At 48.0% G+C, this 896-nt stretch carries 1 pseudogene; it reads left to right on the forward strand.

The annotated features are described in order from the left end of the window. A pseudogene (locus ICN29_RS10620) lies at positions 1-896 on the forward strand (hypothetical protein); the annotation flags it as partial.

Consider the following 896-nt stretch of genomic DNA (forward strand, 5'->3'; position numbering starts at 1 on the left):
CTGTCACCTTAACCGGTACTGGCGCAACTCGAACCTTGCAGGGTAGTGCTATCACCATTGGTTCGACTTTGGCTGGTGGCGCAAATTCATTAACCATCACTGGAAATCTAGTTACTGGTGGAGCGATAACTGATGTCACTAACCTATCAGTTTCGGGATCATCGTCCCTTGGTGGTGATATCACTACTAGCGGAACGCAAGGCTATTCAGGGGCCGTCACGTTAACCTCTTCTGTCATCCTAACTACATCTGCTAACACAGTTATATTTAGTGATATTTTGAACGGCGATGGGGTGAGTTCGCGTAACCTCACCGTTTCTGTTGGTGCTAGTAACATCACTTTCACCGGAGCGGTAGGGGGCTCACAAGGGCTAGGGAACATCTCTTTAACTAGCACGGGCACCACCACCTTTACCTCTACTGTGAACGCTAGCGCAATCTTACAAAACTCTACTTCGGGTACCACTGCGATTAATGGCGCCTCCATTAATACTACTGGCGGTACTCAAACCTATAACAATGCAGTAACTCTAGGCGGCTCTGCTGATAAGACCTTAACTGCTACTACGGTCACCTTTAATAGCACGGTATCTGGCGCTTATGGACTAGCCATCACTGGCAATGCTGTATTTGGTAACGAGACTGCCGATACTGTCACCATTACTGGATCCTCAAAGAATCTATCGGTAACAGGAACAACCGGCATCTATACCAATAGTATTACTACCTCGGGTAGCCAAACTTTCACTGGGGCAGTAACCGTAGCAAATGCCACCACCTTATCGGCTTCTGCCATTACTACTGGCTCAACCATCACAGCAAGCGCTAATAACCTGACCTTGACTACGGATGCGATTAGTATCGGTGGCAATCTCACTGGTACAGGTGCACTCGTA

The organism is Polynucleobacter nymphae, assembly GCF_018882155.1.
Lineage (GTDB): Bacteria > Pseudomonadota > Gammaproteobacteria > Burkholderiales > Burkholderiaceae > Polynucleobacter > Polynucleobacter nymphae.